At 70.5% G+C, this 25947-nt stretch carries 23 protein-coding genes; 13 read left to right on the top strand and 10 right to left on the bottom strand.

Going from position 1 to position 25947, the window contains the following annotated elements; translation table 11 throughout:
* Nucleotides 1–2: 2 nt before the first annotated feature.
* Nucleotides 3–869, top strand: a complete 867-nt coding sequence (locus OCU_RS45370) for a MaoC family dehydratase (protein ID WP_014381037.1) — start codon at nucleotides 3–5, stop codon at nucleotides 867–869.
* On the opposite strand, the gene otsB is transcribed toward OCU_RS45370, so the two are convergent.
* Complete coding sequence (otsB, locus tag OCU_RS45365) at nucleotides 870–2012, bottom strand: trehalose-phosphatase (protein WP_014381036.1); 1143 nt, start codon at nucleotides 2010–2012, stop codon at nucleotides 870–872. It lies immediately after the preceding gene.
* A gap of 55 nt (nucleotides 2013–2067) precedes the next feature.
* Between otsB and OCU_RS45360 the strand changes: the two genes are divergently transcribed.
* The 3 genes from OCU_RS45360 (at nucleotide 2068) to OCU_RS45350 (ending at nucleotide 7421) form a co-directional block, all read left to right on the top strand.
* On the top strand, nucleotides 2068–5355 hold the full coding sequence (locus tag OCU_RS45360) for an error-prone DNA polymerase (RefSeq protein ID WP_014381035.1): 3288 nt from the start codon (nucleotides 2068–2070) through the stop codon (nucleotides 5353–5355).
* 85 nt (nucleotides 5356–5440) lie between these two features.
* A complete protein-coding gene (locus OCU_RS45355; RefSeq protein WP_168162058.1) occupies nucleotides 5441–6700 on the top strand; it encodes an IS30 family transposase in 1260 nt (419 codons plus the stop codon).
* A 76-nt stretch (nucleotides 6701–6776) separates the two neighbouring features.
* Nucleotides 6777–7421 (top strand): nitroreductase family protein, encoded by a 645-nt coding sequence (locus tag OCU_RS45350; protein ID WP_009956979.1) that lies wholly within the window; start codon nucleotides 6777–6779, stop codon nucleotides 7419–7421.
* 58 nt (nucleotides 7422–7479) lie between these two features.
* On the opposite strand, the gene OCU_RS45345 is transcribed toward OCU_RS45350, so the two are convergent.
* Entirely contained in the window at nucleotides 7480–7815 is a 336-nt protein-coding gene (locus tag OCU_RS45345) for a YciI family protein (RefSeq protein WP_008260074.1), read from the bottom strand.
* A gap of 48 nt (nucleotides 7816–7863) precedes the next feature.
* A complete protein-coding gene (locus OCU_RS45340) occupies nucleotides 7864–8328 on the bottom strand; it encodes a tRNA (cytidine(34)-2'-O)-methyltransferase (protein ID WP_008260072.1) in 465 nt (154 codons plus the stop codon).
* Between the two features lie 17 nt (nucleotides 8329–8345).
* Between OCU_RS45340 and OCU_RS45335 the strand changes: the two genes are divergently transcribed.
* The 6 genes from OCU_RS45335 (at nucleotide 8346) to OCU_RS45310 (ending at nucleotide 13919) form a co-directional block, all read left to right on the top strand.
* Nucleotides 8346–8951: a class I SAM-dependent methyltransferase gene (locus tag OCU_RS45335; RefSeq protein WP_008260070.1), complete on the top strand. Its 606-nt coding sequence runs from the start codon at nucleotides 8346–8348 to the stop codon at nucleotides 8949–8951.
* A 250-nt stretch (nucleotides 8952–9201) separates the two neighbouring features.
* Nucleotides 9202–11997 (top strand): sensor histidine kinase, encoded by a 2796-nt coding sequence (locus OCU_RS45330; RefSeq protein WP_014381034.1) that lies wholly within the window; start codon nucleotides 9202–9204, stop codon nucleotides 11995–11997.
* On the top strand, nucleotides 11994–12395 hold the full coding sequence (locus OCU_RS45325; protein WP_009956847.1) for a serine protease inhibitor: 402 nt from the start codon (nucleotides 11994–11996) through the stop codon (nucleotides 12393–12395). The genes OCU_RS45330 and OCU_RS45325 overlap by 4 nt, the downstream gene beginning before the upstream one ends.
* Nucleotides 12396–12401: 6 nt before the next feature.
* Entirely contained in the window at nucleotides 12402–12785 is a 384-nt protein-coding gene (locus tag OCU_RS45320) for a DUF742 domain-containing protein (protein ID WP_009956846.1), read from the top strand.
* Complete coding sequence (locus OCU_RS45315; protein WP_008260062.1) at nucleotides 12766–13353, top strand: GTP-binding protein; 588 nt, start codon at nucleotides 12766–12768, stop codon at nucleotides 13351–13353. The genes OCU_RS45320 and OCU_RS45315 overlap by 20 nt, the downstream gene beginning before the upstream one ends.
* The gene (locus OCU_RS45310) at nucleotides 13350–13919 is read left to right on the top strand and encodes a pentapeptide repeat-containing protein (RefSeq protein WP_014381033.1); all 570 of its coding nucleotides are present in this window, start codon (nucleotides 13350–13352) and stop codon (nucleotides 13917–13919) included. The genes OCU_RS45315 and OCU_RS45310 overlap by 4 nt, the downstream gene beginning before the upstream one ends.
* 2 nt (nucleotides 13920–13921) lie before the next feature.
* Here the strand turns inward: OCU_RS45310 and OCU_RS45305 are convergent, their stop codons facing one another.
* From OCU_RS45305 to OCU_RS45295, 3 genes are read right to left on the bottom strand one after another with little or no spacing between them, the layout of a single operon-like run.
* Nucleotides 13922–16273: an ATP-binding cassette domain-containing protein gene (locus OCU_RS45305; protein WP_014381032.1), complete on the bottom strand. Its 2352-nt coding sequence runs from the start codon at nucleotides 16271–16273 to the stop codon at nucleotides 13922–13924.
* 36 nt (nucleotides 16274–16309) lie between these two features.
* A complete protein-coding gene (locus tag OCU_RS45300; RefSeq protein WP_041787225.1) occupies nucleotides 16310–18973 on the bottom strand; it encodes an FHA domain-containing protein in 2664 nt (887 codons plus the stop codon).
* 30 nt (nucleotides 18974–19003) lie between these two features.
* Complete coding sequence (locus OCU_RS45295) at nucleotides 19004–20218, bottom strand: NADH:flavin oxidoreductase (protein ID WP_009954121.1); 1215 nt, start codon at nucleotides 20216–20218, stop codon at nucleotides 19004–19006.
* Between the two features lie 25 nt (nucleotides 20219–20243).
* Here OCU_RS45295 and OCU_RS45290 point away from each other — a divergent pair, with 25 nt between their 5' ends.
* Nucleotides 20244–21089 (top strand): bifunctional methylenetetrahydrofolate dehydrogenase/methenyltetrahydrofolate cyclohydrolase, encoded by an 846-nt coding sequence (locus OCU_RS45290; RefSeq protein ID WP_009954119.1) that lies wholly within the window; start codon nucleotides 20244–20246, stop codon nucleotides 21087–21089.
* Nucleotides 21086–21367 carry a DUF3017 domain-containing protein gene (locus OCU_RS45285; RefSeq protein ID WP_008260053.1) on the top strand — a complete coding sequence of 94 codons (282 nt, stop codon included), beginning with the start codon at nucleotides 21086–21088 and terminating at the stop codon, nucleotides 21365–21367. The genes OCU_RS45290 and OCU_RS45285 overlap by 4 nt, the downstream gene beginning before the upstream one ends.
* On the opposite strand, the gene OCU_RS45280 is transcribed toward OCU_RS45285, so the two are convergent.
* Nucleotides 21364–21942, bottom strand: coding sequence for a DUF732 domain-containing protein (locus tag OCU_RS45280; protein WP_014383225.1), 579 nt, complete (start codon nucleotides 21940–21942; stop codon nucleotides 21364–21366). The two genes, OCU_RS45285 and OCU_RS45280, sit on opposite strands and share 4 nt — an antisense overlap.
* Before the next feature lie 271 nt (nucleotides 21943–22213).
* On the opposite strand from OCU_RS45280, the gene OCU_RS45275 reads away from it, so the two are divergent.
* Nucleotides 22214–23578 carry an HNH endonuclease signature motif containing protein gene (locus OCU_RS45275; RefSeq protein WP_008260048.1) on the top strand — a complete coding sequence of 455 codons (1365 nt, stop codon included), beginning with the start codon at nucleotides 22214–22216 and terminating at the stop codon, nucleotides 23576–23578.
* A 26-nt stretch (nucleotides 23579–23604) separates the two neighbouring features.
* Here the strand turns inward: OCU_RS45275 and OCU_RS45270 are convergent, their stop codons facing one another.
* Genes OCU_RS45270 through metX form a run of 3 tightly spaced genes read right to left on the bottom strand, consistent with a single transcriptional unit; the run spans nucleotide 23605 to nucleotide 25942 of the window.
* On the bottom strand, nucleotides 23605–24039 hold the full coding sequence (locus OCU_RS45270) for a VOC family protein (protein WP_009954116.1): 435 nt from the start codon (nucleotides 24037–24039) through the stop codon (nucleotides 23605–23607).
* A 23-nt stretch (nucleotides 24040–24062) separates the two neighbouring features.
* On the bottom strand, nucleotides 24063–24797 hold the full coding sequence (locus tag OCU_RS45265; RefSeq protein WP_009954115.1) for a class I SAM-dependent methyltransferase: 735 nt from the start codon (nucleotides 24795–24797) through the stop codon (nucleotides 24063–24065).
* Complete coding sequence (metX, locus tag OCU_RS45260) at nucleotides 24794–25942, bottom strand: homoserine O-acetyltransferase MetX (RefSeq protein ID WP_009954114.1); 1149 nt, start codon at nucleotides 25940–25942, stop codon at nucleotides 24794–24796. Before metX ends, OCU_RS45265 begins: the two co-directional genes overlap by 4 nt.
* Nucleotides 25943–25947: the final 5 nt, after the last annotated feature.

Genomic DNA, 25947 nt, shown 5'->3' with positions numbered 1-25947 from the left:
CCATGGCGATTGACCCGAGTGCCGTCGGCGCGGTGACCGAACCCATGACCTTCGAATGGACCGACCGGGACACGCTGCTCTACGCGCTCGGTGTCGGCGCCGGCATCGACGACCTGGCGTTCACCACCGAGAACAGCCACGACATCGACCAGCAGGTGCTGCCCACCTACGCGGTGATCTGCTGCCCGGCCTTCGGCGCGGCGGGCCTGGTCGGAAAGTTCAACTGGGCCATGCTCTTACACGGATCGCAGAGCATCCGGCTGCACGCCCCGCTGCCGCCCGCGGGGAAGCTCTCGGTGGTCTCCGAGGTCGCCGACATCCAGGACAAGGGCGAGGGCAAGAACGCGATCCTCGTGCTGCGCGGCCGGGGCACCGACCCGCAATCGGGGCAGCTGATCGCCGAGACGCTCACCACCCTGGTCATCCGCGGCGAGGGCGGGTTCGGCGGGATGCCGGGTCAGCGGCCGGTCGCGCCGGAGTTCCCGGACCGCGAGCCCGACGCGCGGATCGCGCTGCCCACCCGCGAGGACCAGGCGCTGATCTACCGGCTCTCCGGCGACCGCAACCCGCTGCACAGCGACCCATGGTTCGCCCGCGAGCTCGCCGGGTTCCCCAAGCCGATCCTGCACGGGCTGTGCACCTACGGGGTGTCGGGTCGCGCGCTGGTGGCCGAGCTCGGTGGGGGTGTCGCGGCCAACATCACCTCGATCGCCTCGCGATTCACCTCGCCGGTGTTCCCCGGCGAGACGCTGACCACGCTGATCTGGCGTACCGGGGAGGGCAAGGCGGTGTTCCGCACCGAGGCGTCCGGCGCCGAGGGTTCCGGCGTTCGCGTGGTGCTCGACGACGGCGCGGTGGAATACGCCTGACTAGGCTTCGAGCTGATCGGCCAGCCGGTCGGTGAATGCCGCGGCCCGCGCGGGGCTGTCCAGCGCGAACAGCGCCGCGGTGGCGCGGTCGCCATCGTCGCTGTGCCGCACCAGGATCGGCACCCCGTCGTCGTGCACCGCGTCGAACGCGTCCTCGTCGGTGATGTCGTCGCCGAGGTAGACCGGCGTGAGTGATCCCGACCCGGCCCGGTGCAGGTGATCGATCACCCAGCGCAGCGTTTTTCCCTTGTCCCAGTCCAGATCCGGACGCAGCTCGATGACCTCGCGGCCGGTGGTCACCCGGAGCGCGTCGCGGCGCCCCGCCGCGCGCACCGCGGCCAGCACCTCACCCACGCGGTCGCGTCCGGCGTTGCGGTAGTGCACGGCGACGCCGAATCGCTTGTGCTCCACCACCACTCCGGGGATTCCGCCGAGCTGGTCGCGCAGCCGGGCCGCCGCCTGCTCGAGCACCGGGATGGCCGCGGCCGCGGCGTCGTTCTGATGGTGTGTCCCGTCGGGCGCGGTCAGCTCGAAACCGTGACTGCCCGCGTACCAAATGCCAGGCACGCCAACGCGATTCGTCACATCGGCGAGATCGCGGCCGGACAGCACCGCGACCGGACAGCCGGCGGCCAGCTTCGCCAGCGCCTCGGTGGCCCCGGCGACGGGCCGCGCGGCGTCGGGGTCGTCGACGATGTCCGAGAGCGTGCCGTCGAAGTCGAAGAACACGGCCGGCCGCCGGCCGGCCAGGCCATCGGCGGCGTCGGTGAGGGCCCGCATCGCATCCGGCAGTTGCGACATCCGAAGGTCCCCGGTGCGCACGCCGACCTCGCCGAGGTCGCTGACCACGGCGTCGGCCCCGGCGTCACGCAGCGCGCCGGCGCTCCCGGCCGGCCCGACGCCGATCACCGACGCGAATCCCGCGGCGCGGGCGGCCTCGACGCCGGCCGCCGCCCCGGCGACCACGACGGCGCGGCCCGGGCGCACCTTCAGGTCCGCGGCCGCCCGCGCCGCGCCGTCCGCGGGGACGACGGCGGTGCCCACCCCGACGTCACGCAGCCGCGCGGCCAGCGTTGAGCCGAGGTCGGTTTCCAGGTCGAACAGCACCGCGTCGTGGCGGCGCGGGTCGATGATGACCGGCATGTGCCAACCCTCTCACGGCGACCTCTATCGAACATATTTTCGATAGACTGCGCGTGTGGGCTGGTTCAACGGGCCGCCGAGCTGGGCGGAAATGGAGCGGGTGCTCGACAGCAAGCCGCGCCGTGCCGGTGAGCCGGCGGGCCTTCCCGAGGACGCCCCCCTGTCGCGCAAGCGCGCCACGTACCGGCCGCCGGGGGACGGCCGGGCACCCCGCCCGTCCGCCGCCCGTTCCGTTCCGTATGCCGAACTGCATGCGCATTCGGCGTTCAGCTTCCTAGACGGGGCTAGCACGCCCGAGGAACTGGTCGAGGAGGCGGCCCGGCTGGGCCTGCGCGCCCTGGCGCTCACCGACCACGATGGCCTGTACGGGGCGGTGCGGTTCGCCGAGGCGGCCGCCGAGCTCGACATGCGTACCGTGTTCGGCGCCGAACTGTCGCTGGGCGGTGAGGCCCGCACCGAGCGGCCGGACCCGGCGGGCCCACACCTGCTGGTGCTGGCCCGCGGCCCCGAGGGTTACCGGCGGCTGTCGCGGCAGCTGGCCGCGGCGCACCTGGCCGGCGGCGAGAAGGGCAAGCCCCGTTACGATTTCGACGCGCTGACCGAGGCCGCCGGCGGGCACTGGCACATCCTGACCGGGTGCCGCAAAGGCCATGTGCGCCAAGCGCTTTCCGACGGGGGTCCGGAAGCCGCCGAGCGGGCGCTGGCCGACCTGGTGGACCGGTTCGGTGCGCAAAGGGTCAGCGTCGAATTGACCCATCACGGGCAACCGCTCGACGACGAACGCAACGCGGTGCTGGCCGCGCTGGCCCCGCGCTTCGGGGTCGGCGTCGTCGCCACCACCGGCGCGCATTTCGCGGGGCCGTCGCGGCGCCGGCTGGCCATGGCGATGGGCGCCATCCGGGCCCGGGAGTCCCTGGATTCGGCCGCCGGGTGGCTGGCCCCGCTGGGCGGTTCGCACCTGCGCTCCGGCGCGGAGATGGCCCGGCTGTTCGCTGGGGGCCCCGACGTGGTGACCGCGGCCGCCGAACTGGGCGAGCAGTGCGCGTTCGGGCTGGCGCTCATCGCACCCCAGCTGCCGCCGTTCGACGTGCCCGACGGGCACACCGAGGGCAGCTGGCTGCGGCAGCTGACCATGGCCGGCGCGCGCGACCGCTACGGTCCGAGCGCACCGCGCGCGTACTCCCAGATCGAGCATGAGCTCAAAGTCATTGCCCAGCTGCAGTTTCCGGGCTACTTCCTGGTGGTGCACGACATCGCCCGGTTCTGCCGGGACAACAACATCCTGTGCCAGGGCAGGGGATCGGCGGCCAACTCCGCGGTCTGCTACGCCCTCGGCGTCACCGCCGTCGACCCGGTGGCCAACGAGCTGCTGTTCGAGCGCTTCCTGTCGCCGGCCCGCGACGGGCCACCCGACATCGACATGGACATCGAGTCCGACCAGCGCGAAAAGGTCATCCAGTACGTGTACGACAAATACGGCCGGGACTACGCCGCCCAGGTCGCCAACGTCATCACCTACCGGGGAAAGATCGCGGTGCGCGACATGGCCCGCGCCCTGGGCTTCTCGCAGGGCCAGCAGGACGCGTGGAGCAAGCAGATCAGCCACTGGGGCGGGCTGGCGGACTCGCCGGAGGTCGAGGACATCCCCGAGCCGGTGATCGACCTGGCGAACCAGATCCGGAACCTGCCGCGGCACATGGGCATTCACTCCGGCGGCATGGTGATCTGCGACCGCCCGATCGCCGACGTGTGCCCGGTGGAGTGGGCGCGGATGGAGAACCGCAGCGTCCTGCAATGGGACAAAGACGACTGCGCGGCAATCGGTTTGGTGAAGTTCGACCTGCTCGGGCTGGGCATGCTCTCGGCGCTGCACTACGCCATCGACCTGGTGGCCGAGCACAAGGGGATCGAGGTGGACCTGGCCCGCCTGGACCTCTCCGAGCCGGCGGTGTACGAGATGCTGGCCCGCGCCGACTCCGTCGGCGTGTTCCAGGTGGAGTCGCGCGCGCAGATGGCCACGCTGCCGCGGCTGAAGCCGCGGGTGTTCTACGACCTGGTGGTGGAGGTCGCGCTGATCCGCCCCGGCCCGATCCAGGGCGGGTCGGTGCACCCCTACATCCGGCGGCGTAACGGTGAGGACCCGGTGGTCTACGACCACCCGTCCATGGAACCGGCGCTGCGAAAGACGTTGGGGGTGCCGCTTTTTCAGGAGCAGCTGATGCAGCTCGCGGTCGACTGCGCCGGGTTTTCCGCCGCCGAGGCCGATCAGCTGCGCCGCGCCATGGGGTCCAAGCGCTCCACCGAACGCATGCGGCGGCTGCGCGGCCGGTTCTACGAGGGCATGCGCGCGCTGCACGGCGCACCCGACGAGGTGATCGACCGGACCTACGAAAAGCTGGAGGCGTTCGCCAATTTCGGTTTCCCGGAAAGCCACGCGCTGAGCTTCGCGTCGCTGGTGTTCTACTCGTCGTGGTTCAAGCTGCACCACCCGGCGGCGTTCTGCGCCGCGCTGCTGCGCGCCCAGCCGATGGGTTTCTACTCGCCGCAGTCGCTGGTGGCCGATGCGCGCCGGCACGGCGTGACCGTGCACGGCCCGGACGTCAACGCCAGCCTGGCGCACGCCACCCTGGAAGACTCAGGGAACGCCGTCCGGCTCGGTCTGGGTGCGGTCCGCCATATCGGCGACGACCTGGCCGAGCAACTGGTCGAGGAGCGAAAGGCCAACGGCCCCTTCGCCTCCCTGCTGGATGTGACGTCGCGGCTGCAATTGAGCGTGCCGCAGACCGAGGCGCTGGCCACCGCCGGGGCCTTTGCCTGTTTCGGCATGTCCCGGCGCGAGGGGCTGTGGGCGGCCGGGGCGGCGGCCACCCAGCGGCCGGGCCGCCTGCCCGGGGTGGGCTCGTCCTCGCACGTCCCGGCGTTGCCGGGGATGAGCGAGCTGGAACTGGCCGCCGCCGACGTGTGGGCCACCGGCATCTCCCCGGACAGCTACCCGACGCAGTTCCTGCGGGAAGACCTGGACGCGATGGGGGTGGTGCCCGCCGAGAAGCTGGGATCGGTGCCCGACGGCGACCGCGTGCTGATCGCCGGGGCGGTGACCCACCGGCAGCGCCCCGGCACGGCCCAGGGGGTGACGTTCCTGAACCTGGAGGACGAGACCGGGATGGTCAACGTGCTCTGCGCGCCGGGGGTGTGGGCGCGGCATCGCAAGCTGGCGAACTCGGCGCCGGCGCTGCTGGTGCGCGGGCAGGTCCAAAACGCCACCGGCGCGATCACCGTCGTCGCCGAGCGGTTGGGCCGCATCACCCTGGCGGTCGGCTCCAAGTCCCGCGATTTCCGCTGACGTGCCACGCCGAACGTGCACTCAGGGCGCAGACTCCGCCTTGGGCTCAAGGGGTGATTGCAACACTTCGTAGTTAGGGGTGTTGATGACGGGTGAGCCTCAGCTGTTGGCGGTGCAGCGTCGGTATTGGGAATTGATCGCGGCGGGGTTGTCGTCGGAGGATGCCGGGGGTGCGGTCGGCGTGTCGGCGACGTGCGGGAGCAAGTGGTTTCGCAGATTTGGTGGCGTGAATCCACGATGGGTTGTCCCTGAGGGGCAGAAACGGCCGCGGCTGTCTGCGGATGAGCGCGAACAGATCATGATCGGCGCGGCTCAAGGCGAGTCGATCCGCTCGATGGCACGTCGGTTGGGCCGGGCCCCTTCGACGATCATGCGCGAGATCGCCCACAACGGCGTGATGCGAGGGTATGTGGGCCGGTATCGCGCCCGGTATCGCTTCGGAGCCCGCCGGGCCGGCTGGGACGCGAAATCAGGCTATTCGGCGCGGATTGCTCAGCTGCGCAGTGAGCAGCGAGCGCGCCGGCCTAAGACCGGCAAGCTGGGTCGCTGCCCGGTCTTGCGCACCGAGGTGCAAGCGTGGTTAGCCAAGAAGTACAGCCCCGAGCAGATCGCTTCGGTGTTGGCCAAGACTTATCCCGATCGCCCGGAGATGCAGGTGTCCCACGAAACCATCTACAAGGCGCTCTACGTGCAAGGACGCGGGGAACTGCGCCGCGAGTTGACCAAGTGTTTGCGGACCGGGCGGGCCTTACGCAAGCCACGTGCCAGGGTCGGCGCCCGCACTGGCTGTGGCCGCATCCCGGGCATGGTCAACATCAGCGAGCGGCCCGCCGAGGCTGCTGACCGCGCGGTGCCCGGGCACTGGGAGGGCGATCTGATCCTGGGCAAAAACCAGCATTCCCAGATCGGCACCCTGGTGGAACGCTCCACCGGATTCGTGCAACTGCTGCACCTGCCCGCCCGGCGCGATCCCGACACGGTGGCTGAGGCGATGATCACCACCATCAAAACCCTGCCTGAAGCGCTGCGCCGCTCGCTGACCTGGGATCAAGGCCACGAGATGCTGCGCCATGCCCGCATCAGTATCGACGCCGGCATCGACATCTACTTCTGCGATCCGCACTCACCCTGGCAGCGTGGCAGCAACGAGAACACCAATGGCCTTCTGCGCCAATACTTCCCGAAAGGCACCGACTTATCCGTGCACTCGGTGGACTACCTCGCCGAGGTTGCCGCCGAACTCAACGAACGCCCACGTAAACGCTTCGGTTGGGACAGCCCCGCCCAGGTCCTCAACCGGCTACTGTCAACTCCGACAGGAACCACTGTTGCAACCAAACCTTGAAACCGCCCCCGAATCGTCGCCGTGAGTGCACGTTCGGCGTGAACCGGCCGGCCCGCCGCGTCGGTAGTCTCCACCCATGACCCTCAACCTGTCCGTCGACGAAGTCCTCACCACCACCCGCTCGGTCCGCAAGCGCCTCGACTTCGACAAGCCGGTCAGCCGCGACGTGCTCAGGGAATGCCTCGAACTCGCGCTGCAGGCGCCCACCGGGTCCAACGCGCAGGGCTGGCAGTGGGTCTTCGTCGAGGACGCCGAGAAGAAGAAGGCGATCGCCGACGTCTACCTGGCCAACGCCCGCGGCTACCTCAGCGCTCCGGGGGCCGCGTACCCCGACGGGGACACCCGCGGCGAGCGGATGGGCGCGGTCCGCGATTCCGCCACCTACCTCGCCGAGCACATGCACGAGGCGCCGGTGCTGTTGATCCCCTGCCTCGAGGGCCGCCCGGACAAGTCGCCGTTGGGTGGGGTGTCGTTCTGGGCGTCGCTGTTCCCGGCGGTCTGGAGCTTCTGCCTGGCGCTGCGCTCGCGGGGACTGGGGTCGTGCTGGACGACGCTGCACCTGCTGCGCGACGGCGAGCAACAGGTCGCCGACATCGTGGGCATCCCGCGCGACCGTTACAGCCAGGGCGGCCTGTTCCCGATCGCCTACACCAAGGGCACCGACTTCCGCCCGGCCAAGCGGCTGCCCGCCGAGCAGGTCACGCACTGGAACAGCTGGTGACCGCGGCGTTCGCGCGGGCGACGTAGCCGGGCGCGGCGGGTCGCCACGATCAAGAGAGCTAGGTCGGCCAGGACATCAGCGGCCACACCTCGACGACCCCGTGCGCGACGGCGCACGGGGTCTGGCTCACCCGCTCGATCGCCGCGTCGAGATCGTCGGCCTCCAAGACCGCGAACCCGGCAATCGGCAGCGCCGAATGCAGATAGGGCCCGGGCTCGATCCGCACGCCGGCGCCGTCCGGATTGCGCACCTGAACGGGGTGTCCGGCGGTCCCGATGAGGGCACCCGCGGCGCGCAGCGCGTCATCGCGCGCGTGCGCGGCCTGCCTGCACTCGTCGCTCACGCGGTGGTACCCGGCCGCGTCCCCGTAACCGATGGTGATGAAGGTAGCCATGCCGTGCTGACTTCCCGCGGGCGCGAAACTCACCGCGGCGATCGCGACCTAGGTCGCCCCGGCGTACTCGTGCTGGCGCCACGCCTCGTAGACGGCGACCGCCGCGGCGTTGGACAGGTTCAGCGAGCGCCGGCCCGCCAGCATCGGGATGCGGACCTGCCCGGTGATGTGCGGGTCGGCCAGCGTCGCCGCGTCCAGCCCGGTGGGCTCGGGGCCGAACATCAGCACGTCGCCCGCGCGGTAGCGCACCTGCGCGAACGAGGTGGGCGCGTGCGAGGTGAACGCGAAGACCCGCTCGGGCGACAGCGCGTCCCAGGCCGCCGCCAACGAGGCGTGCACGGTGACCGAGGCCAGGTCGTGGTAGTCCAGCCCCGCCCGTCGCAGCTTGGGTTCGGACAGGTCGAATCCCATCGGCTCGACCAGATGCAATTCGCAACCCGTCGCCGCCGCCGTGCGGATGGCGTTGCCCGTATTGGGGGCGATGCGCGGGGAGTAGAACATCAGCTTGAACACAACGCGATAATGGTCGCATGGTCGAGCAGAGCATTTGGATGCAGAAGGTCGCTGCCGATCCCGGGCATTCGCATTGGTATATCGAGCGATTCCGCGCCATGGCCCGCGCGGGTGACGACCTGGCCGGCGAGGCCCGCTTCGTGGACGCCATGGCCCCCCGCGGCGCCCGCATCCTCGACGCCGGCTGCGGGCCCGGCCGGTTGGGCGGCTACCTGGCCGGCGCCGGCCACCGGGTGGTCGGCGTGGACGTCGACCCCGCGCTCATCGCCGCGGCCGAACAGGACCATCCCGGCCCGCGCTGGCTGGTCGGCGACCTCGCCGAGCTCGACCTGCCCGCGCGCGGCATCGCCGACCCGTTCGACGTCATCGTCTCCGCCGGCAACGTCATGACGTTTCTGGCCCCCAGCACCCGGGTCCGAGTGCTGAGCCGGCTGCGCGCCCACGTCGCCGGCGACGGTCGCGCGGCGATCGGCTTCGGCGCCGGGCGCGACTACGACTTCGACGTGTTTCTGAACGACGCGGTCGACGCGGGATTCGCGATCGACGTGCTGCTGTCCACCTGGGATCTGCGGCCGTTCACCGACGACTCCGACTTCCTGGTCGCAATCCTTCGCCCCGCCTAGCGTTTTCGCGGGACCGGTGTTTGCCAGGGCCGACCGCGGGCGCGCGGCGCCACCTTGGAGGGACCTGTCTGCTCAGTAACGATTCTGGTGGGCTGGGCCGCGGGCTGTCATACTCGTCGGATTGCCACACTTACACGCGCGCGCCTATCTGGCGCGGGGCGGGTGGAAATAAAGCAGGAAGTTTCATGAGCCTCTCGTTTTGTTCAGCGCTCAGGGTCAGCGCGGCGGCCGGTCATGCGGCCGCGATGACGTGACCATGTTCGCCCGCCCGGCCGGCGCGGCCGAGGCGGATGCCGCCCCGCCCGCACCGGTTCCCGGCGCCGACGCGGCGGCCAAACGCCCGCCCGCCTGGTCGCTGAGCAACTGGCCGGTCGGCTGGAAGGTGCTGGCGATCGTGCTGGTGCCGCTGATCTTGGTGACGGTTTTCGGTGTGCTTCGCATCGACACCGCGATGGACAGCGCGGCGCGCCTGAAACTGGCCGCCACCCGCGCCGACGTGGTCCCGGTGATCACCAAATACATGTCGGCCCTGGACGTCGCGCTGCAGTCCGGCTCCGCCGGGCGCGACGTCGAGGGCGCCAAAAAGAACTACGAGGCCCGCAAAGGCGAACTGCAGGGCCGGCTGGCCGACACCGACGTCACCGACGATGTCCGATCGGGCGTCAACACGCTGCTCGACGCCGGCCAGATGCTGGTGAGCAAGGCGTCTGACAGCGGCCTCGGTCTGCGGGAGCGGGTGACCCTGTACGCGCCGATCCTGTTGACGGCCGAAGACGTCATCAACGCCTCAGTGCGGGTCGACGACGAGCACATCCGCGCCCAGGCGCAGGGGTTGAGCCGGGCGGTCGGCGCGCGCGGGCAGATGACGATGCAGAAGATCCTCATCACCCGCGGGGCCGAACTGCCCGAGCCGCAGCTGCGCACCTCGATGGCCACCCTGGCGGGCACCGAACCGTCGACGCTGTTCGGCATGAGCGAGGTGCTCGGGGCGGGATCGCCCGAGGCCAAGACGCTGCAACAGCAGATGGTGGCCCGGATGGCGATCATGTCCGACCCGGCCAGCGTGCTCGTGGACAACGCGGACCTGCTGCGGTCCGTCCAAGCCACCGACGACATCGCCGACCAGGTCATCAAGAACGTCACCGCCTCGGTGACCAAGGCGGTGCACGCCCAGGCCGCCGACCGGCGCAGCGCCGCGATCCTCGACACCGTGTTGGTGCTGGCGGCGATCGTCATCGCTCTGGTCGTGGTGCTGCTGGTGGCGCGCGCGTTGGTGCGGCCGCTGCGCATCCTGCGCGACGGCGCGCTCAAGGTCGCCCACACCGATCTCGAGGAGGAGGTCGCCCGGGTGAAAGCCGGTGGGGCCGAACCGATTCCGACGCCGCTGCCGGTCTACACGACCGAGGAGATCGGTCAGGTCGCCCACGCCGTCGACGAACTGCACACCCAGGCCCTGCTGCTGGCCGGCGACGAGGCGCGGTTGCGGCTGCTGGTCAACGACATGTTCGAGACCATGTCGCGGCGCAGCCGGTCGCTGGTCGACCAGCAGCTGGCGCTCATCGACCGGCTGGAGCGCAACGAGGAGAACCCCGAACGCCTCGACAGCCTGTTCCGGCTGGACCACCTGGCCGCCCGGCTGCGCCGCAACAGCGCCAACCTGCTGGTGCTGGCCGGCGCGCAGCTCGCGCGCGACCAGCGCGACCCGGTGCCGCTGGCCACGGTGATCAACGCCGCGGTGTCCGAGGTCGAGGACTATCGCCGCGTCGAGATCGCCGGGCTGCCCGAGTGCGCGCTGGTGGGCGCGGCCGCGGGCGGCGCCATCCACCTGTTCGCCGAGCTGATCGACAACGCCCTGCGCTACTCGCCGCCGACGACGTCGGTGCGGGTCTCGGCGTCCCGCGGCGGTGACGGCGGGGTCGTGGTGCGGATCGCCGACTCCGGTCTGGGGATGAACGACGCCGACCGCCGCATCGCCAACATGCGCCTGCAGGCCGGCGGCGACGTCAGCCCCGACAACGCGCGCCACATGGGGCTGTTCGTGGTGGGCCGGATCGCGGGCCGGCACGGCATCCGGGTGGGGCTGCGCGGCCCCGCGGCCAACGAGACGGGTTCGGGCACCACCGCCGAGATCTACCTGCCGCCGACGGTCCTCACCGGCCTGGCCGCCGCGGAATCGGCTGCGCCCCGGCACATTCGGGCGGTGTCGTCTCCGAGCGCCAAGCTCGCCAGCGCGATCGCCGCGCCCCCGCCCGCCGATGACGCGCGGCGGCACGACGGCACGCGCGAGCCGGCGGCCCGCAACGCCCCGCCCGCGCCCGGGCCGTCGGTCACCCTGCTGCCGCGCCGCAACCCGGGTTCCAGCGGCATCACCGACGTCCCGGCCCCGCCCGCCGAACCACCGCCCCCGCGGCGGCGCCGCGAGCTCGCGACCCCCTGGTGGGAAAACGCGCCCCAGGCCGCGCCGGCCGCCAGGCCCGCCGAGCCCGAGGCCGCACCGGAGCCACCACCGCAGCCCAAGCCCGCGCCGGAGCCCGCGCCCGAACCGGCGCCGGCTCCGCCGGTGCGGGCGGCATCGGACACCTCGGCCTTCTTCGCCGCCCGGCCCCGCGAACCCCGGCAAGACAAGCCCGCCGACCCGGCGACCGACGATGACGTCATCTACCGGCGGATGCTCTCGGAGATGCTGGGCGACCCGCACGACCTGGTCAACAGCCCCGACCTGGACTGGCAGTCGGTCTGGGACCGCGGCTGGACGCTGGCGGCGGCCGCCGAGGACAAGCCCGTCGAGTCGCACACCACCGACCACGGCCTGCCGGTGCGCACGCCCGGCGCCCGGCTGGTGCCCGGCGGCGCCAACGCAACGGGTCTGGCCGAACGGGACGAGCCCGAGCACGGCCAGAACGGCAGATCGCACCGGGAGCCGCAGCACGCGGCCGTCACCCGCGACCCCGAGGCGGTGCGCGCCTCGTTCAGCAACCATTTCGGCGGCGTGCGCAGCGGACGCTCGCATGCCCGTGACACGGAGCAAGGACCCGACGAACAATGACCTCACCCGACAACTCACTGGACTGGCTGGTGACCAGGTTCGCCCGCGAGGTCCCCGGCGTCGCGCACGCGCTGCTGGTGTCCGTCGACGGGCTGCCCATCGCCGCCAGCGAGCACCTGCCCAGGGAACGCGCCGACCAGCTGGCCGCCGTCGCCTCCGGGCTGGCCAGCCTGGCGACCGGTGCCGCGCAGCTGTTCGAGGGCGGGCAGGTGCTGCAGTCGGTCGTCGAGATGGCCAACGGCTACCTGCTGTTGATGCGCGTCGGGGATGGCTCGCATCTCGCGACGCTCGCCGTGACGTCGTGCGACATCGGTCAGATCGGCTACGAGATGGCCGTCCTCGTCGAACGGGTCGGGGGCGTGGTGCAGTCGACCCGCCGGTCCGCCGCCCACTCGTGAGCCGCGATGGACACCCCCGAGAGCTGGCCCGCACACCGTAAGGGGAACCTGGTCCGCCCGTACACCCTGACGTCCGGCAGGACCGACACCAACGTCGAGCTCCCCCTGGAGGCGCCGCTGCAGACGCTGCAGCCCGGCGCACCCCACCGGTATCCGCCCAACGACGCGCGGGGCAGAATCATCCAGCTGTGCGGCCAGGGCCCGCCGAGCCCGTCGGTCGCCGAGATCTCGGCCCGGCTGGACCTGCCGCTCGGCGTCGCGCGCGTCCTCGTCGGGGATCTGGTGCTGTCCGGCTACCTTCGGGTGCACAGGACGTTGTCCGAGCGTTCGACCCGCGATGAGCGTCACGAACTCATAGGAAGGACCCTGCGTGGCTTACGCGCACTCTGAGGTGCAGCAAGATTCCGGCGCTCACGCGTCGACGAAGATCGTGATCGCCGGCGGATTCGGGGCCGGCAAGACCACCTTCGTCGGGGCGGTGTCGGAGATCATGCCGCTGCGCACCGAGGCGATGCTGACCGACGCCTCGACCGGCGTCGACGCCCTCGAGGCCACCCCGGACAAGCGGACCACCACCGTCGCGATGGACTTCGGCCGGATCACCCTGGCCGAAGACCTGGTGCTCTACCTGTTCGGCACGCCGGGGCAGCGCCGCTTCTGGTTCATGTGGGACGACCTGGTCCGCGGCGCCATCGGGGCGGTGGTGCTGGTCGACTGCCGGCGCCTGCAGGACAGCTTCGCCGCCGTGGACTTCTTCGAGCACCGCAACCTGCCGTTCCTGGTCGCGGTCAACGAGTTCGACGGGGCCCCGCGCTACCCGGTCGCCGAGGTGCGCGAAGCGCTGACCCTGCCCCCGCACATCCCGGTGATCACGGTCGACGCCCGCGATCGCCGGTCGGCGACCGACGCCTTGATCGCGGTCAGCGAATACGCCCTGGCCACCCTGACGCCCAATTGAGCGAGGAGTGGGTCGACCGCGAGTTCGACGGCCACGACTTCACCGACGAAGACCTGAGCCGCTTGCGGACCGAGCGGACCGTGTTCACCGAATGCAATTTCAGCGGTGCCAACCTGGCCGAGTCGCAGCACCGCGGCTCGGCCTTCCGCAACTGCTCGTTTCACCGGACGTCGTTGTGGCACAGCTCTTTTGCCCAATGCTCGATGCTGGGGTCGGTGTTCGTGCAGTGCCGGCTGCGGCCGATCACGTTCGACGAGGTGGATTTCACGCTCGCCGTGCTCGCCGGCATCGACCTGCGGGGCGTCGACTTCAGCGGCTGCCGGCTGCGGGAGGCCAGCCTGGTGGAGGCCGACCTGCGCAAGGCCGTGCTGCGCGGCGCGGACCTGCGTGGCGCGCGGACCGCCGGCGCCCGGCTCGACGGCGCCGATCTGCGCGGCGCCACCGTCGACCCGGGGTTGTGGACGACCGCGTCGCTGGCCGGCGCCCGCGTCGACGTCGACCAGGCGGTGGCCTTCGCGCTGGCGCACGGGCTTCGACTGGATGGGGGCCCGCACGACGACGGCTGAGGTCAGCGCGCGAGCCGGATGCGCCAGCGCACCAGCGCGCCATAGCCGACCGAGAGCACCGCGAGCATGCCCATATCGAGCAGCCAGGCCGCCGGCGCGTGCTGGAAATGGTTGTCCCGGGGACTTTGCGGGCCGGGCGAGACCGCCCACAGGTCGACGGTCGACCCTTGCGCGGCGTATCCCCACCGCGACGGCATCAGCCAGGACGCCTGGTCCAGAAGGATCCGGTTTGTGACCGGCACCATCCCACCGCAGAGCACCATCTGCATCATCAGCGACACCACCAGCATCGGCATCACCTGCTCGCCAGTGCGGGCGAGCGCCGAGAGCAGCAGGCCCAGCATCGCCGCGGCCACACACGTCGCCGCCACGGCGACGAACAGCTCGACGGTGGCCGCCGAGCTAGAGGGACCGAGCAGCACCGCGGGTCGCGTCGGCGGCCCCTTGCCCAGCACCACGATGGCGGTGGCGATGGCCGCCTGGGCGACGGCGAACCCGCAGAACACCGCGACCTTGGCCAGCAGGTACGCGGTGGTCGACAGGCCGACGGCCTGTTCGCGCCGGAAGATCGGCCGCTCGCCGATGAGGTCGCGGATGGTCAGCGCGGTGCCCATGAACGCGGCCGCCATGGTGAGCAGGGTCAGGATCATCCCGGCCTCGCCCGCCGACTCGCCGGCCGGGTCGGCGTAGCCGAAGCCGGCGCTGCCGGGAACGGTCAGCGACAGCGCGCCCATGACGAACGGCAGCACGGCCAGGAACACGAAATAGGCGCGGTCGGACACCACCAGCCGGACCTGTCGGCGCGCGATGGTGGAGAACTGGTGGCGCTTGCTGGTGCGCGGCGGCGCGCCGAGCTCGGCCGGCGCCTGGGTCCGCCGCGGGGGCGGCGGTCTGTTCTGGGCCAGAAAGCGGCGATTGGCCTCGTCCGGGTCGGCGCCCACCTTCGCGAAGATGTGCGCCCAGTTGGTGGTTCCCATGGCGGGACCGATCTGGGCGGGCGGGCCCAGGAACGCCGTCTTGCCGCCCGGCGCCATCAGCAACACCTGGTCGCAGACGTCGAGGTAGGTCAGCGAGTGCGTCACCACCAGCACGACGCGGCCGGCGTCGGCGAGTTGCCGCAGCATCGTCATGACCTGCAGATCCAGCGCGGGGTCCAGGCCCGACGTGGGTTCGTCGAGGATCAGCAGCGACGGCCCGGTGAGCAGCTCGAGCGCCACCGACGCGCGCTTGCGCTGCCCGCCGGAGAGCCTGTCGACCCGGGTGTTCGCGTGCTCGGTCAGGCCGAGCTCGTCGAGGACCTCGGCGACGACCCGGCCCCGGTCGGCTTTGCTGGTGTCCGGCGGCAGGCGCAGCTCGGCGGCGTATCCGAGGGCCTGGCTGACCGTGAGCTGCCGGTGCACGACGTCGTCTTGGGGGACCATCCCGATCCGGGTGCGCAGCGACGCGTACTCGGTGTGGATGTCGTGGCCCTCGAAGGTGACCGAGCCCGACGTCGGGGTGGCGTACCCGGCGATCAGCCGTGACAGCGTCGTCTTGCCCGCGCCGGAGCCGCCGATGAGCGCGGTCAGTGTGCCGGGGCGGGCGGTCAGCGAGATCCGTTCCAGCAGGCGCTTGTCACCGATGGCGAAGTTGACCTCGCGCACCTCGAGGCCGCCGGCGCGGGTCGCCGCCTCCTGCAGGCGAACCAGCGCGCCGCCGCGCAACACCAGGTCGACGTTGCCGATCGTCACCACGTCGCCCTCGGACAGCGCCGCCGAGGTGACCCTGACCCCGTTGACGAAGGTGCCGTTGCTGCTGTTCGCGTCGCGGATCTCGGGGCCGGCCGGTGTCGGCGTCAAGAAGGCGTGGCGGCGCGAGGCCAGCACGTCGTGGATGACGATGTCGTTGTCGAGCGCGCGGCCGATCCAGGCGGCCCGCCCGGTCACCTGCTGGCGATCGGCTTCGGGTCCCGCGACGGCGACCCGGGTGGTGGGGAACTCCCCGGCGTCGGCCGGCGGCTGCGGCGCGGTGCGCCCGGCGTCCCTGCGCCGAAAGGAGCGTGCCGGCGGGCGTCCCACTTCGAAGGTGATCCGCGGGCCGTCGGGCTTGCCGATGTTGATGCTCTGGCCGTCACGGATGTCGACGACCGGCACCCGCCGGCCGTCGAGGTAGACGCCGTTGAGCGTGTTGTTGTCGACCGCGAGCCACCGGCCCCGATCGAAGCGCAACAGCAGGTGCGCGCGGGCGATCAACGGGTGCGCGACCCGCAGGTCGGCGCGCAGGTCGTTGCCGACGACGACGTCGCGGCCGGCGGTGAAGCTGCCCTGCGAGTGCTCGGATCGCGCCGTCAGCAGGGGCTGGGCAGGTCGGGTCATCGCATCCCAGATTAGGGTCGCCGCCTGAGAGCCGCCTCAGCGTTTCAGCCGGATGTGCCAGCGCACGATGCCGGTGTAGGCGATCGAGAGCAGCGTGAGCATGGCCATGTCGAAGACGAAGATGTGCTTCGAGTGCTGCCAGATCGGGTCGTTGGTGGGGATCTGCTTGACCTTCACCAGCGACGGGAAGTCGATCGAGGACGCGCCCGCCGCGTAGCCCCAGCGGGCGGGCGTCAACCACGCCAGCTGTTCCAGCCCGATGCGCTGATACACCGGGATCATCCCGCTGGAGAACACCAGCTGCGACATGATCGACACCACCAGCAGCGGCATGATCTGCTCGTTGGACTGCGCCAGGGCGGACAGCAGCAGGCCGAGCATGGCCGAGGCCACACAGGTGCCCGCGACGGTGACGAACAGCGAGAAGGTGGAGTTGCCGAAGAACTGCGGGTGCGCGGTCGGCGCGCCCTTCCCCAGCCGCACGATGATGGTCGCGATCGCCGCCTGGCCCGTGGCGAAGACGCAGAACACCGCGATCTTGGCCAACAGATAGGCGGTGGTCGACAGGCCGACGGCCTGCTCCCGCTTGAAGATGGCGCGCTCGCCGATGAGATCCCGGATGGTCAGCGCGGTGCCCATGAAGACGGCGCCGATGTTGAGCAGCACCATGATGTACTGCGGCTGGGTGGGTGCGGGGCCCATCGGGTCGGCCGGCCCGAGGCCGGGGTGCGGGCCCTTCACCGTCAGCGACAACGCGCCGATGAGGAACGGCAGGATCGCCAGGAAGATCGTGTAGCCACGGTCGGACACGACGAGGCGAACCTGGCGGCGCGCGATCGTGGACAGCTGCCGCCACAGGTTGGTTTGGGGTGGTTCGCCCAGGTCCGCCGGGCTCTGCGGGGTCGGCGGCTGCGACGACTGCTGATTGCGCTCCTTGAAGCGTCGGTTGGCCTCGTCCGGGTCGGCGCCCACCTTGGCGAAGATGTCGGCCCAGTTGCGGGTGCCCATGGCCGCCTCGACCTGGTCGGGTGGCCCGCAGAACGCGGTCTTGCCGCCGGGCGCGACCAGCAGGATCTGGTCGCACACGTCCAGGTAGGACACCGAGTGGGTCACCACCAGCACCACGCGGCCCGCGTCGGCGAGCTGGCGCAGCATCAGCATGACCTGGCGGTCCAGCGCCGGGTCCAGCCCGGACGTCGGCTCGTCGAGCAGCAGCAGCGACGGCTGGGTGAGCAGCTCGAGCGCGACCGAGGCGCGCTTGCGCTGGCCGCCCGAGAGCTTGTCGACCCGCGTCTCGGCGTGCTGGGTCATGTCGAGTTCCTCGAGCACCTGGGCGACGACGCGGGCGCGTTCCTCTTTGCTGGTGTCGGGCGGCAGGCGCAGTTCGGCGGCGTAGTTGAGGGCCTGGTTGACCGTGAGCTGGCGGTGCACGACGTCGTCCTGGGGGACCATCCCGATCCTGCTGCGCATGGACGCGTACTCGGTGTGGATGTTGTGGCCCTCGAAGGTCACCGTGCCCGACGTGGGGCTGGTGTAGCCGACGATCAGCCGCGACAGCGTGGTCTTCCCGGCGCCCGAACCGCCGATGATGGCCGTGAGCGTCCCGGGCCGGGCGGTCAGTGAGATGTGGTCGAGCAACTGCTTGCCGTGGTCGACGGTGTAGCAGACGGAGTTGACCTCCAGGCCGCCGGTCCGCGTCGCCGCCTCGGTGCGCCGGACCAGGCCGTCGCCGGTGAACACCAGGTCGACGTTGCCGATGGTGACCACGTCGCCCTCGGTCAGCACCGCGGACCCGACCCGGACGCCGTTGACGAAGGTGCCGTTCACGCTGTGCGCGTCGCGGATCTCGGTGCCCAGCGGCGTCTGGATCAAGAACGCGTGATGGCGCGAGGCGAGCACGTCCTGGATGACGATGTCGTTGTCGGTGGCCCGCCCGATGGTTTGCGACCCGGCCGGTTTCTGGATCGCGCCGGACCGCGACGGCCGCAGCGCCTGGAACATCTTGGTCGCCAGGTTCGCCACCTCGGGCGGCTTGGCGTTGGCGGGTGCGGCCCGGGTGGGCGCGGGGATGTGCTGCGCCGGCGGGGGGCTGTGGACGGGTGCTTGCAGGGGGGAATTGTGCGGCGGGGGTGGCGCGGCGGGCGGGTAGGCGGGCGGTCGCCCACCGCCGGCGCCGTACATGGTTTGGCCCGCCGGTCCGGGCCGGGGAGCGGGCTGCGGCCGCCGCGGCGGCGCCGCCCAGTTGGGCGTGCGCCCGGCTGGAGGCGGCGGCGGCCCGGGTGGAGCGGCGACGGGCGGGCCCGGTTGCGCCGACCACGCCGCCGGCTGCGGCGGGGCCGCCACCGGGATGTTCATCGATTCGGTCTTGGGTGGGCGCCCGGCCATGCCTTGGTGGCGGCCGACGTCGAACGTCAGCAGCGGCCCGTCGGGGTTGCCGATGTTGAGGGTCTGCCCGTCGTGGATCTCGACGACCGGCACGCGCCGGCCGTTGACGAAAGTTCCGTTGAGCGAACCGTTGTCGATGGCCAGCCACTTGCCCTGGTCGAAACGCAGCAACAGGTGGGCCCGCGAAATCAGCGGATGCGTGATGCGCATGTCGGCCCGCAGATCGCGCCCGACGACCACATCGTGGCCGGCTGCGAAGGTACGTTCGGACCCTTCGTGATGGACGGTTAGCGCTGGCGGGGCTGGTGCTGACATCGCCACAACTGTAGCTTGCGGCCCTGTGGATCAGCGTGGAGCGGCCGCGGCGTCGGGCGCGCCGGTCACGACGCAGTGCGTCCGGCTGTAGATCGTCGGCATGCACTGATTGCAGTGCGTGCAGGCGGAGTGCACCCGGTGCTGGGCGTCCTCGGCGGCGATCCGGTTGATCAGGTCAGGCTCGGCGAGCAGCGCGCGGGCCATCGCGACGAACTCGAATCCCTCGGCCATCGCCAGGTCCATCGTCTCGCGGTTGGTGATGCCGCCGAGCAGGATCAACGGCATCTTCAACTCGGCGCGAAACAGCTTGGCGTCGCGCAATAAATAGGCCTCGCGGTAGGGGTATTCGCGCAGGAACTTCTTGCCCGTCATGCGCATGCCCCAGCGCAGCGGCGGCTTGAACGCGCCGGCGAACTGCTTGAGCGGCGCGTCGCCGCGGAACAGGTACATCGGATTGACCAGCGAGCTGCCCGCGGTCAGTTCGATCGCGTCGAGCCCACCGTCCTCTTCCAGCCACTTGGCGGTGGTCAGCGATTCGTCGGTGCTGATGCCGCCGCGAACGCCGTCGGCCATGTTCAGCTTGGCGGTCACCGCGATCGGCGTGCCTTCCTTTTCGACCGCGCGGCGGACGGCCATCACGATCCCGCGGGCGACCTTCGCCCGGTTCTGCAGCGATCCGCCGAATTCGTCGTCGCGGCGATTGATCAGCGGGGACAGGAACGAACTCGCCAAGTAGTTGTGGCCCAGGTGGATTTCGACGGCGTCGAAGCCCGCTTCGATGGCCAGCCGGGCGGCGTTCGCGTGGCCTTCGATGACGTCGTCGATGTCCTCACGGGTGGCCTTCTTGGCGAACCGCATCCCGATCGGGTTGAAGAATCGGACCGGCGCCAGCGCCTTCGCCTTGTTGGACTTGGCGTTGGCGACCGGGCCGGCGTGGCCGATCTGCGCGCTGACCGCCGCGCCCTCGGCGTGGATCGCGTGGGTGAGCCGCCGGAAACCCGGCACGGCCTCGGGACGCATCCAGATGCCGTTGCCCTCGGTGCGCCCGCCGGGGGAGACGGCGCAGTAGGCGACGGTCGTCATGCCGACCCCGCCGGCGGCCGGCAGCCGGTGGTATTCGATGAGGTCGTCGGTCACCATCGCCTCGGGCGTGCGCGCCTCGAACGTGGCTGACTTGATGGTGCGGTTACGCAGCGTTATCGGACCGAGCTTCGCGGGGCTGAAGACGTCCGGAGGGGTAGACATACCGGGAGCGTGCCAGACTGTCAGCGTGGGAGCAATCACGCTGGACGGCAAGGCCACCCGGGACGAGATCTTCGTCGACCTCAAGCAGCGCGTGGCCGCATTGACCGCATCGGGACGCACCCCCGGTTTGGGCACCATCCTGGTGGGCGACGACCCTGGCTCCCAGGCGTACGTGCGGGGCAAGCACGCCGACTGCGCCAAGGTCGGGATCACCTCGATCCGCCGTGACCTGCCCGCCGACATCAGCACCGCCACGCTCAACGACACCATCGACGAGCTCAACGCGAACCCCGACTGCACCGGCTACATCGTGCAGTTGCCGCTGCCCAAGCACCTGGATGAGAACGCGGCGCTGGAGCGCGTCGACCCGAACAAGGACGCCGACGGGCTGCACCCGACCAACCTGGGCCGGCTGGTGCTCAACAACCCTGCCCCGCTGCCGTGCACGCCGCGCGGCATCGTGCACCTGCTGCGCCGCTACGACGTCGAGATCGCCGGGGCGCACGTGGTCGTCATCGGCCGCGGTGTGACTGTCGGTCGCCCGTTGGGGCTGCTGCTGACCCGCCGTTCGGAGAACGCGACGGTGACGTTGTGCCACACCGGAACTCGCGACCTGCAGGCGTTGACCAAACAGGCCGACATCATCGTGGCCGCCGTCGGGGTCCCGCACCTGCTGACCGCCGACATGGTGCGTCCCGGCGCCGCGGTGCTCGACGTCGGGGTGAGCCGGACCGACGACGGACTCGTCGGCGACGTGCATCCCGACGTGTGGGACGTGGCCGGGCACGTATCGCCCAACCCGGGCGGCGTGGGCCCCTTGACCCGGGCGTTCCTGCTGACCAACGTCGTCGAGCTGGCCGAACGGGAATGACCGCGCGGACCGTGCTGCGAGCCCAGTGGCCGATTCTGTTGGTGGGCTTGATCTTTGCCGCGGCACTGGTATTAGTGGGAGCCAACTTCTGGCGGCGGGGCTCGCTGTTGATCGGCATCGGTGTGGGCGTGGCCGCGCTGTTGCGATTGGTGCTATCCGAGGAGCGGGCCGGCCTATTGGTGGTGCGCGGCAAGGGAATCGACTTCATCACCACCGCGGCGGTCGGGGCGGCGATGGACTACATCGCCTGGACGATCGACCCGCTGGGCACCGTCTAGTAACTCGGCAGCGCCGGAACCTGTCCCGGCATCTGGCCGGCCATGCCCGGGATTTGGCCCGTCATTCCGGGGACCTGGCCGCCCATGCCCGGGATCTGGCCCCCCATGCCCGGGATCTGGCCACCCATGCCCGGGATCTGGCCCCCCATTCCCGGGATCTGGCCGGGCATTCCCGGAACCTGCGGCATGGCGCCGGACAGGTTGCCGCTGGCGATGTTCGCCATCTCCTGGGGGCAGTACGTCTGGATCGCGATCGTGGTGAACATGCTCGCCATCTGCGGGGACATGCCACGGCCGGAGATGCTGGACGCTGCCCCGGCGAAGCTGCCGCCCGGCTGCGCCAGCATCGGGCAGATCGACTCGCCTACGGCCATCGCGTTTCCGGGTTCGCCGAAGTCGATGCCGGCATGATTGAGCGCGTCGATGAAGTCGTCGCCGTTGCCCTCCGCTTCGGCCGGCGCCGCAAAGGCCGAGGCCACGGTGAGCAGGCCGGCGGCCGCGGCGAGCAGGCGAATGGTGAGGGGCTGTTGGCGCAAGACCCAGATCCATTGATGAGTTCGTGCAAGTGCCTTCACGCCAGCCTCCCCGTCCGCATGGAGTGCACCGACGGCACTCGAATCACGCCTACGAACTCTGATCTATCACTGTCACGTTTACGAAACGGTGGGGTAAAGGTTCGCACAATAAGCGTTTCGTGAGGTCGTTGTGTTCGCGATGTGGCTTATTAAGCAGCCGGAGGATCGGCCTTGTTCTCGGGATGGGATTTTTCGAAACCAATTGCGCGAGTGTGAATCTAGGGCGGCCTCAGAGCCGATTTTTGTCGGTGTGTGTCGATAGTTTGGCGGTGTGAGTTCCACTGGTCTGCCCGATGTCGACGCGGTGTTCGACGCGCTCGATGCTGAGGTGGACCGCGCGTGTGCGTTGGTGCTCGACGTGTTGACCGTGCAGCAGCAGCTGGCGGTGTTGGAGCGCTGTGAGAGGCTGCGCCGGCGCATCCCGGTCATCGAGCATCCGCTGCTCAATTCGCTGGCCCGCCAAGTCCCCTCCCAGGAGCTCGGCGGCGGGCTGGCCCACGCGCTGACCGAACGCACCCTGATCAGTCGCCACGAAGCCTCTCGGCGTATCAAGGAAGCCCGCGACCTGGGACCCCGCCACGGACTGACCGGTGAACCCCTGCCACCCGCCCTGCCCGCCACCGCCGCGGCCCAGCGCGCCGGAGACCTGGGCGCGGGTCAGGTGGCCGTGATCCGCAAGTTCTACCACCAACTTCCCGGCTGGGTGAGCGCTGCGGCCCGTGAGTTCGCCGAAGCCCAACTGGCCGGGTTCGGCACCCAGTTCGGCCCCGAACACCTCAAAGAATTGGCCCGCGGAATGTCCGATGCGCTTAACCCCGATGGCCTCTTCACCGATGAGGACCGGGCCCGTAGCCGCGGGGTGACCCTGGGCAACCAACAAGCCGACGGCATGTCGGAGTTGCGGGGGCTGATCACCCCCGAGCTGCGCGCCACCTTCGAGGCCGTGGAGGCCAAACTCGGTGCCCCGGGCATGTGCAACCCGCTCGACGACATCCCGTGTGTCGACGGCACGCCCAGCCAGGCCGCCATCGATCGTGATACCCGCTCGAAGGCTCAGCGCGGCCACGACGCCCTGCTGGCCGGGCTGCGTGGGCTGTTGGCCTCCGGGGAGTTGGGTCAGCACAACGGGTTACCGGCCTCCATCATCGTCACCACCACCCTGGCCGAGTTGGAGGCCGCCGCCGGGCGAGCCCTGACCGGTGGCGGCACCATCCTGCCGATGAGTGAGGTGATCCGCCTGGCCCGCCACGCCCACCATTACCTGGCGATTTTCGATAAGGGCAAGGCCCTGGCGTTGTATCACACCAAGCGGCTGGCTTCCCCGGGACAACGAATCGTGTTGTACGCCAAGGACCGCGGCTGCACCGCTCCGGGCTGCACCGTGTCGGGCTACTACTGCGAAGTCCATCACGTCACCGACTACGCCACCTGCCACAGCACCGACATCAACGACCTCACCTTCGCCTGCGGCCCGCATCACCGCATGCTCAACCCCGGCGGCTGGACCACCCGCAAAAACCCCCGCGGCGACACCGAATGGAAACCACCACCCCACCTCGAGCGTAATCGGCCACGCACCAACACCTTCCACCATCCGGAGAAACTACTGCGTGACGACGACGATGACGGGTGGTAACCGGGCCGGGGTACTTGAACGACGGATCAGCCTTCCGAGAAGTCGGGGACTGTGATCGCGCCGTCGTCGGCTAGCGCGAACCCGGGGTTGTGGGCGATCTCCCATGCGTGACCATCGGGATCGCGGAACGCGCCCGCATACCCGCCGTAGAACGTTTCGGCAGCGGCGCGGGTGATGGTGGCTCCGGCATCTGTTGCCGCGGCCAGGATCTCGTCCACTTCGGCGCGCGACCGCACGTTGTGAGCCAAGGCGATGCCGCCGAAACCGTCATCGCCTTGATCGGCGATGCCGAGATCGGCCGAAAGCTTCTCTCGCGCCCACAGACTCACCGCGATGCCGCCCGCCTGAAAGAAGACGGTCTCCTGCACCACTTGACCGTGCCAGCCCAGGCGCTCATAGAAGCGGCGGGCGCGGTCCAGATCGGCAACGCCCAGGGTGATCAGACTCAGTCGCTGCTCCATGCGACGAGACACTACGCGGGCGCTCAGCCGGCCAGCGTCGCCCGGGTGCACATGGTGATATAGGGCAGCGCCAGCCCGGTCGCATTCGCCAGCGCCGGATGGGTGGCCAGCAACTGGCGCACCTCGTCGAGCGTTCTGGAGCGAACCTCGGTCGGCGAGGTGATGCAGTAGCTGCGCGACGCGACGAGGTCGATCAATGCTTGCGGCGTAAGGTAACTCGTCCACTCGACCCGATGCTGCGCGAGGTCGGTGAACGGCTCGGGCAGCTGCACCTGGGTGCGGCCGCCGTCGCCGTCGCTGCCGATGATCCGGCCCAGTTCGCGCACCCAGCCGAGCCGTTCGTCGCGGGTGTTCCACACCAGGCCCAGCCGCCCGCCCGGCCGTAGCACGCGGGCCACCTCGGGTATCGCGCGCTCGGGGTCCACCCAATGCCAGGCCTGGGCCACCAGCACCACGTCAACGCTGTTGTCTTCCAACGGAATCTCTTCGGCCGTGCCCAGCAGGGCGCGGGTCTCGGGCAGCGAGGTCCGCAGCACCTCCAGCATGTCCGGGATCGGATCGACGGCCACGACGTCCAGGCCGCGCTCCACCAGCCGGGTCGTCAGCTTGCCGGTGCCCGCCCCCAGGTCGAGCACCTGGCGCGCGCCGACCGGCAACAGCCAGTCGATCGCTTCCGGGGGATAGGACGGGCGGCCACGCTCATAGGCCGCGGCCGCCGAGCCGAATGACAAGGAGCGGTCGTGCCGCGAGCGGGTCACCGTTGCGACGTGCCTTCCCTGCTGTCCGCGCCGGCCAAAACCAGTGTCTTGCGGATCAATTCGCCCACCGCGTCGGATTCCACCAGGAAGCCGTCGTGCCCGCAGAGGGAGTCGACCACCTGCAAAGCGGTGCAGCCCGGCAGGTGCTCGGCCAACTCCTCCTGCAGACGCAGCGGGTAGAGCCGGTCGGACGTGATGCCGCCCACCACCGCCGGCACCGGGCAGCCGCGCAGCGCCTTGGCCACCCCGCCGCGGCCCCGGCCGACGTCGTGAGTGTTCAGCGCCTCGGTCAATACCACGTAGCTGCCCGCGTCGAAGCGCTCGAGCAGCTTGTCGCCCTGGTACTCCAGGTAGCTCTGCACCGCGTAGCGGCCGCCGGCGGCGGGATCCTCGTCGCCCTGCGCGTCATTGGCGAACCGGGTGTCCAGGTCCACCTCGCCGCGGTAGGTCAGGTGGGCGAAGCGCCGCGCGATCGCCAGCCCGGTGTCGGGCGCCAGCCCGGTGTCGTGATAGTCGCCGCCCTGCCAGTTCGGGTCGGCCTCGATCACCGCGATCTGCGTGGACTGGGTACCGATCTGATCGGCGGTGGCGCGCGCGCCCACCGCCAGCAGCAGCCCAGACCGGACCCGGTCCGGGTGACCGACCATCCACTCCAAAGCCCTTGCGCCGCCCATGGATCCACCGACCACCGCGGCGACCTCGTCGATCCCCAGCGCGGCCAGCGCGGCGATGTCGGCCTCCACCTGGTCGCGGATCGAAATCCGCGGGAACCTTGAGCCCCAAGGCTTTCCGTCCCGGGTCCGCGAGCTGGGCCCGGTGGAGCCGCGGCAACCGCCGAGCACGTTGGTGGCCACCGCGCACCACCGGTCGGTGTCGATCGGGGCTCCCGGCCCGACCATGCCGTCCCACCAGCCGCCGGTGGGATGTCCTGGTCCGGCCGGGCCGGTGACGTGCGAGTCACCGGTCAGCGCGTGCAGCACCACCACCACGTTGTCGCGCGTGGGCGACAACTCGCCCCAGCGCTGCACGGCGATGTGCACGTCGTCGATCACCGCGCCGCTTTCGGTGGTCAGCGAGCCGATGTGGACAAAGCCGATTTCGCCTTCGTCGGGCAGCGTTTGGGTGGGCGCGTCGGGGATCGTCATCGGGG

Source organism: Mycobacterium intracellulare ATCC 13950 (assembly GCF_000277125.1).
GTDB classification, from domain to species: domain Bacteria; phylum Actinomycetota; class Actinomycetes; order Mycobacteriales; family Mycobacteriaceae; genus Mycobacterium; species Mycobacterium intracellulare.
Note: the sequence above shows the minus strand (reverse complement) of the source record. Positions and strands in the feature narration are given on the sequence as shown.

Coding starts and splice junctions, on each gene's coding strand:
- OCU_RS45370 (WP_014381037.1), top strand. CDS start 3: ATGGCGATTGACCCGAGTGCCGTCGGCGCGGTGACCGAACCCATGACC.
- otsB (WP_014381036.1), bottom strand. CDS start 2,012: ATGCCGGTCATCATCGACCCGCGCCGCCACGACGCGGTGCTGTTCGAC.
- OCU_RS45355 (WP_168162058.1), top strand. CDS start 5,441: ATGACGGGTGAGCCTCAGCTGTTGGCGGTGCAGCGTCGGTATTGGGAA.
- OCU_RS45350 (WP_009956979.1), top strand. CDS start 6,777: ATGACCCTCAACCTGTCCGTCGACGAAGTCCTCACCACCACCCGCTCG.
- OCU_RS45345 (WP_008260074.1), bottom strand. CDS start 7,815: ATGGCTACCTTCATCACCATCGGTTACGGGGACGCGGCCGGGTACCAC.
- OCU_RS45335 (WP_008260070.1), top strand. CDS start 8,346: ATGGTCGAGCAGAGCATTTGGATGCAGAAGGTCGCTGCCGATCCCGGG.
- OCU_RS45325 (WP_009956847.1), top strand. CDS start 11,994: ATGACCTCACCCGACAACTCACTGGACTGGCTGGTGACCAGGTTCGCC.
- OCU_RS45320 (WP_009956846.1), top strand. CDS start 12,402: ATGGACACCCCCGAGAGCTGGCCCGCACACCGTAAGGGGAACCTGGTC.
- OCU_RS45305 (WP_014381032.1), bottom strand. CDS start 16,273: ATGACCCGACCTGCCCAGCCCCTGCTGACGGCGCGATCCGAGCACTCG.
- OCU_RS45300 (WP_041787225.1), bottom strand. CDS start 18,973: ATGTCAGCACCAGCCCCGCCAGCGCTAACCGTCCATCACGAAGGGTCC.
- OCU_RS45295 (WP_009954121.1), bottom strand. CDS start 20,218: ATGTCTACCCCTCCGGACGTCTTCAGCCCCGCGAAGCTCGGTCCGATA.
- OCU_RS45285 (WP_008260053.1), top strand. CDS start 21,086: ATGACCGCGCGGACCGTGCTGCGAGCCCAGTGGCCGATTCTGTTGGTG.
- OCU_RS45270 (WP_009954116.1), bottom strand. CDS start 24,039: ATGGAGCAGCGACTGAGTCTGATCACCCTGGGCGTTGCCGATCTGGAC.
- metX (WP_009954114.1), bottom strand. CDS start 25,942: ATGACGATCCCCGACGCGCCCACCCAAACGCTGCCCGACGAAGGCGAA.